The sequence below is a fragment of the Ilumatobacter sp. genome, assembly GCF_041688325.1.
GTDB lineage: Bacteria > Actinomycetota > Acidimicrobiia > Acidimicrobiales > Ilumatobacteraceae > Ilumatobacter_A.
In genome coordinates, this window is the sequence record NZ_JBDNIJ010000313.1 from 1 (window position 1) to 3,709 (window position 3,709).

7 protein-coding genes and 1 pseudogene are annotated in these 3,709 nt (G+C 62.6%); 5 read left to right on the plus strand and 3 right to left on the minus strand.

Annotated elements, in window-relative coordinates; genetic code table 11:
• Window positions 1-94: 94 nt before the first annotated feature.
• From ACH2EI_RS16620 to ACH2EI_RS16635, 4 genes and pseudogenes are all read left to right on the plus strand, one after another.
• Window positions 95-691 (plus strand): annotated as a pseudogene (locus tag ACH2EI_RS16620) (tyrosine-type recombinase/integrase); the annotation flags it as partial.
• Window positions 692-762: 71 nt separating this feature from the next.
• On the plus strand, window positions 763-1,044 hold the full coding sequence (locus tag ACH2EI_RS16625) for a tyrosine-type recombinase/integrase (RefSeq protein WP_395155362.1): 282 nt from the start codon (window positions 763-765) through the stop codon (window positions 1,042-1,044).
• A 58-nt stretch (window positions 1,045-1,102) separates the two neighbouring features.
• Window positions 1,103-1,288, plus strand: a complete 186-nt coding sequence (locus ACH2EI_RS16630) for a hypothetical protein (RefSeq protein WP_395155361.1) — start codon at window positions 1,103-1,105, stop codon at window positions 1,286-1,288.
• Window positions 1,285-1,683 carry a type II toxin-antitoxin system VapC family toxin gene (locus ACH2EI_RS16635; protein WP_395155360.1) on the plus strand — a complete coding sequence of 133 codons (399 nt, stop codon included), beginning with the start codon at window positions 1,285-1,287 and terminating at the stop codon, window positions 1,681-1,683. The genes ACH2EI_RS16630 and ACH2EI_RS16635 overlap by 4 nt, the downstream gene beginning before the upstream one ends.
• A gap of 87 nt (window positions 1,684-1,770) precedes the next feature.
• On the opposite strand, the gene ACH2EI_RS16640 is transcribed toward ACH2EI_RS16635, so the two are convergent.
• Window positions 1,771-1,968: a helix-turn-helix domain-containing protein gene (locus tag ACH2EI_RS16640; RefSeq protein ID WP_395155359.1), complete on the minus strand. Its 198-nt coding sequence runs from the start codon at window positions 1,966-1,968 to the stop codon at window positions 1,771-1,773.
• A 370-nt stretch (window positions 1,969-2,338) separates the two neighbouring features.
• On the opposite strand from ACH2EI_RS16640, the gene ACH2EI_RS16645 reads away from it, so the two are divergent.
• Window positions 2,339-2,785, plus strand: a complete 447-nt coding sequence (locus ACH2EI_RS16645) for a hypothetical protein (RefSeq protein ID WP_395160831.1) — start codon at window positions 2,339-2,341, stop codon at window positions 2,783-2,785.
• A gap of 203 nt (window positions 2,786-2,988) precedes the next feature.
• Here the strand turns inward: ACH2EI_RS16645 and ACH2EI_RS16650 are convergent, their stop codons facing one another.
• Window positions 2,989-3,303, minus strand: coding sequence for a type II toxin-antitoxin system PemK/MazF family toxin (locus tag ACH2EI_RS16650; protein WP_395160833.1), 315 nt, complete (start codon window positions 3,301-3,303; stop codon window positions 2,989-2,991).
• On the minus strand, window positions 3,293-3,523 hold the full coding sequence (locus tag ACH2EI_RS16655) for a hypothetical protein (RefSeq protein WP_395153195.1): 231 nt from the start codon (window positions 3,521-3,523) through the stop codon (window positions 3,293-3,295). Before ACH2EI_RS16655 ends, ACH2EI_RS16650 begins: the two co-directional genes overlap by 11 nt.
• Window positions 3,524-3,709: the final 186 nt, after the last annotated feature.

Consider the following 3,709-nt stretch of genomic DNA (forward strand, 5'->3'; position numbering starts at 1 on the left):
TAAACCCCCCTTCCATTCACGTGGAGTACGGGTTCAAATCCCGTCCGGGCACTCTGACCAGGTGTTTTGCAAACTCGTATTGTCGAAGTCGTCGATGAAGGTCGGTGCGTTCCTCGACCAGTGGCTCGCGAGCCGGCAGGGTCAGGTCAAGGCGTCGACACACCACAGCTATGTGGTCACGTCGAAGAGGATCCGTTCGGGCCTCGGTCACGTGCAGATCCAAGCGCTCACCCCAATACAGATCGAGACCTTCTACTCCGACCTGCTCGATCATGGTCGCGCCGACGGCACAGGCCTGTCGCCCAAGACAGTGCGCAACACGCACACGGTGCTGCGTAAAGCGCTGTCCGATGCGGAGCGACTCGGGATCGTCTACCGCAACGCCGCGGCTGCGGCGCGAGGGCCGTCGGTCGAGCGACCCGAGTTCACGGTCTGGTCGTCAGACGAGTTGCGGCAGTTCTTCGCGGCTGCCGAGTCGAACCACATCTATGGAGCCTTCGTTCTGTTGGCGACGACCGGAATGCGGCGCGGCGAGGTGCTTGGGGTGCGGTGGAAAGACATCGACCTCGACTCCGGTGAGCTGGCGATCATCCAGACCATCACGAACGTCAACGGCAAGCTGACGGTCGGCTCACCGAAGACGACGAAGAGCCGTCGAGTGATCTATCTCGACGAGACGACCGTGACGATGCTGCGCCAGCACCGTGGTCGTCAACGTGAAGACCAGATCGCGATGGGCCGGACTGGGCCAACGACGGCGGCCTGGCCTTCACCGACGAGGCCGGTCAGCCGGTTCGGCCGGAGTGGTTCTCGAAGGAGTTCGGTCGGGTGGTCGCAGCGGCAGGCGTACCACGTATCCGCCTGCATGATGTTCGCCATACCTACGCGACGCTGGCGCTGAAGGCAGGTGTCCACCCGAAGATCGTGTCCGAGCGCCTCGGCCACTCGACCATCGCCATCACCCTCGACCTGTACTCGCACGTCACCCCCGGCATGGCCCGCGGCGCAGCCGACTTGGTCGCGGCGAAGATCTTCGGCGACTGACTGGCCAACACGGCATGCCGGTCTCCGGCTGTGGGGCTATCGGAGTACCCTTGTTGCCATGAGTGATGCATCCAGCGCCACGCCGGCTGCCGTCGTCGACATGATCGACGACGGTATGACTGACGAGGAGATCGCTGCGCACACCGACCGTTGGCGCGCTGATCTCGACGAATCACCTGTGGTGGCTTCGCCCGTGAACGCGGCCGAACTACTCGAAGCGATTCGGGCCGAAGAAGCTCTGTGAACGCGGTCGTTCTCGACGCGTCGGCAGCGGTTGAGATGGTCACTCGTACGGAAGCGGGTGCGCAGCTCAACCGAATCGTCCCTGCCAACACCTCGTGGTGGGTGCCCAACGGTCTCTTCGACGCCGAAGTCAACTCGGTCCTGCGTCGACTCAGCCTTGCGGGAACCTTCGATGACCAACACATCGACAGTGCCCGACGCCGCCTCAGCGCCTTGCGATGTCGCCGAGTTTCTGTCGCAGCGCTTGCCGATCGGGCGTGGGCGCTGCGTCACAACCTCTCGTTCTACGACGCTTGCTACGTAGCTCTCGCCGATGTGCTCCGAGCGCCGCTCGTCACGGTCGACATGAAGCTCGTGAACGCGCCCGGTATCCCAGTTGAAACGATCCACCCGTAACGGATTCGAAGGCACTGGCACCAGTACACCGTCAGGAAACCTCTGGGCACTTAACGGCGGGCGACGCGGCTGTCGACACAGCGTCGATCAGACCGCACCCGGTTGATCGAGCCGAGCGGATGCCAGGAGTTCGTCGAGTGAACGCCGAGGAATGACGATGCGTCGACCGAGTCGAATCGATGGGATCGTGCCGAGCCGAACGCACTCGTAGGCGCTCGACCGCGAGATGCCGAGCACCGTCGCCGCCTGGGTGACCGTCATCGTGGCGGGGCTGATCATGGTCATGTGGATCTCCATTGGTTGAGAGCACTCAAGCGCTCGCCTGTACGTGGGTAAAGGCGTGACATGCCGATGAGCGGGACAGCCCATGTCGGCAAACCCGAGTGTCCGGTAGAAGCCTGGATGAACCGTGTCGCTGTTCTGACCCCGGTGTCTCAGGAGTCCCGGATGGCTTGACGTCGAGCACGACAACTCGGTCCGGTGATGCAGGAGCGTCGTGGCGGGTCCGTAGCCACTCTGACTCGCAGTGAATCGACAGCGGAAATGCCGCACGTTATGGAGCGCTTCCCCGTGCGAATATTGCTACATATGCCTGTAACCCACCTGGGGTTTCGCTACCTGAAGTGGCCAGTTTTCCGTCAATATCGAGCGGGCTGTGGGAACCTGGACGAGTGAGGGAACGTCCAAGCTGCATGACAAGCCGGAGACCAGCGTCGACGGTGGGTCTTTTGTTGCGATCCTCGCGCTCACGGTCGCAGCTTGCGGTGACGATGGGGCGGCCGCTCCGCCCGCCCATCCGCGCCTCGAATGTGTCGGCGACGAAAAGGACTTCAGTCCGCCCGTGGACATAGATATCTCCGGGCCAGGTGCTGCCACAGCGGACTCCGCTTTGCGAGCAGCCCTCGAACGTTCAATCGAAGATCTGGGTACGGGGGATGTCGTGGTGTTGTCGGACACCGAGTACGGCATTGCCGTTGATGGGCGCGTCGTGATGGTCAGTCGGGCCATCACAAATCCTGACGGTGACTGGCATGTGGTTGACTTCTACAACTGCTCGACCGATGAATCGGGGGCAAGGCTCGTCCTTGCCGAATCGGACTGATCTGGGATCCCGGTTGTGTCCGAGTGCCGCACTCGGGCACGCATACCGAGCGTGCTGCATTTGCGCTGCTGGCGAGCGAGATCAGGCACTTCCGATTGGGTGTAGCCGCTCACGAATGGCGTCGTGCGATCGGCTTCGTGAAGACGGGCGCTTCGCCGTCTCGCAGCAGTTGCGCAAATCGTCGCAGCTTGCTTCCCGAGGCGTCAGTCCAGTTCGAGCACGAGGCGCAGCGCGTCGTCAATCGCTTCGAGGTCATCGTGCCGGACCCGTCCTACGAACTCGCCGAGTCGCTCGTGAGCTACGGCCGATGTCTGTTCAATGAGGACCTGGGTGTCGTCACCGTCGATGGTGATCGTGGGGCGGAAGATCCTCGGCGCAGATGAACGCGAGGTGGGAGCGACGAGCACCGTGGACAGCATCAGGTCGTCGGATTGCAGAAGAACGGCGTACCGGGCGCCCTGCTGCTCGTGACCTCTCGTTGACTTGGGGGCGCGCAGGCGGTGGATGTCACCACGCACGAAGCGTGTCCATCTCGGCGAGAACACGGCGGCTTTCGTCCCGGTCGTTCTCGTCGTTGAGAACGTCAAGTGACTCAGCTCTCATCTGCTCCCTTCGTCGAAGGCGCACAGCATCGACCAGCGCTTGGCGGATCGCATCCGATGTCGTCGACCCATCGGCCATGAGCTCGGCAAGCGCTCGTTCGGAGCGTTCGTCGGTTCGAAAGTTCAGAACTGCCATCCCTGCAGCGTACTACAGATGGTAAGACACATCAACGACATCGGTGAGGGCACTGTTGCGTTGGCAGGTTGGGTGCGGGTCGTAGCGTGCTTGAGTGATTCGTCGTCGCTGTCGCCGCTCTACTTCTCCGTCGTTTGCGGGCTTCCGGTTCCCGCCCGACGTGGTGTTGCTGGCGGTCCGCTGGTA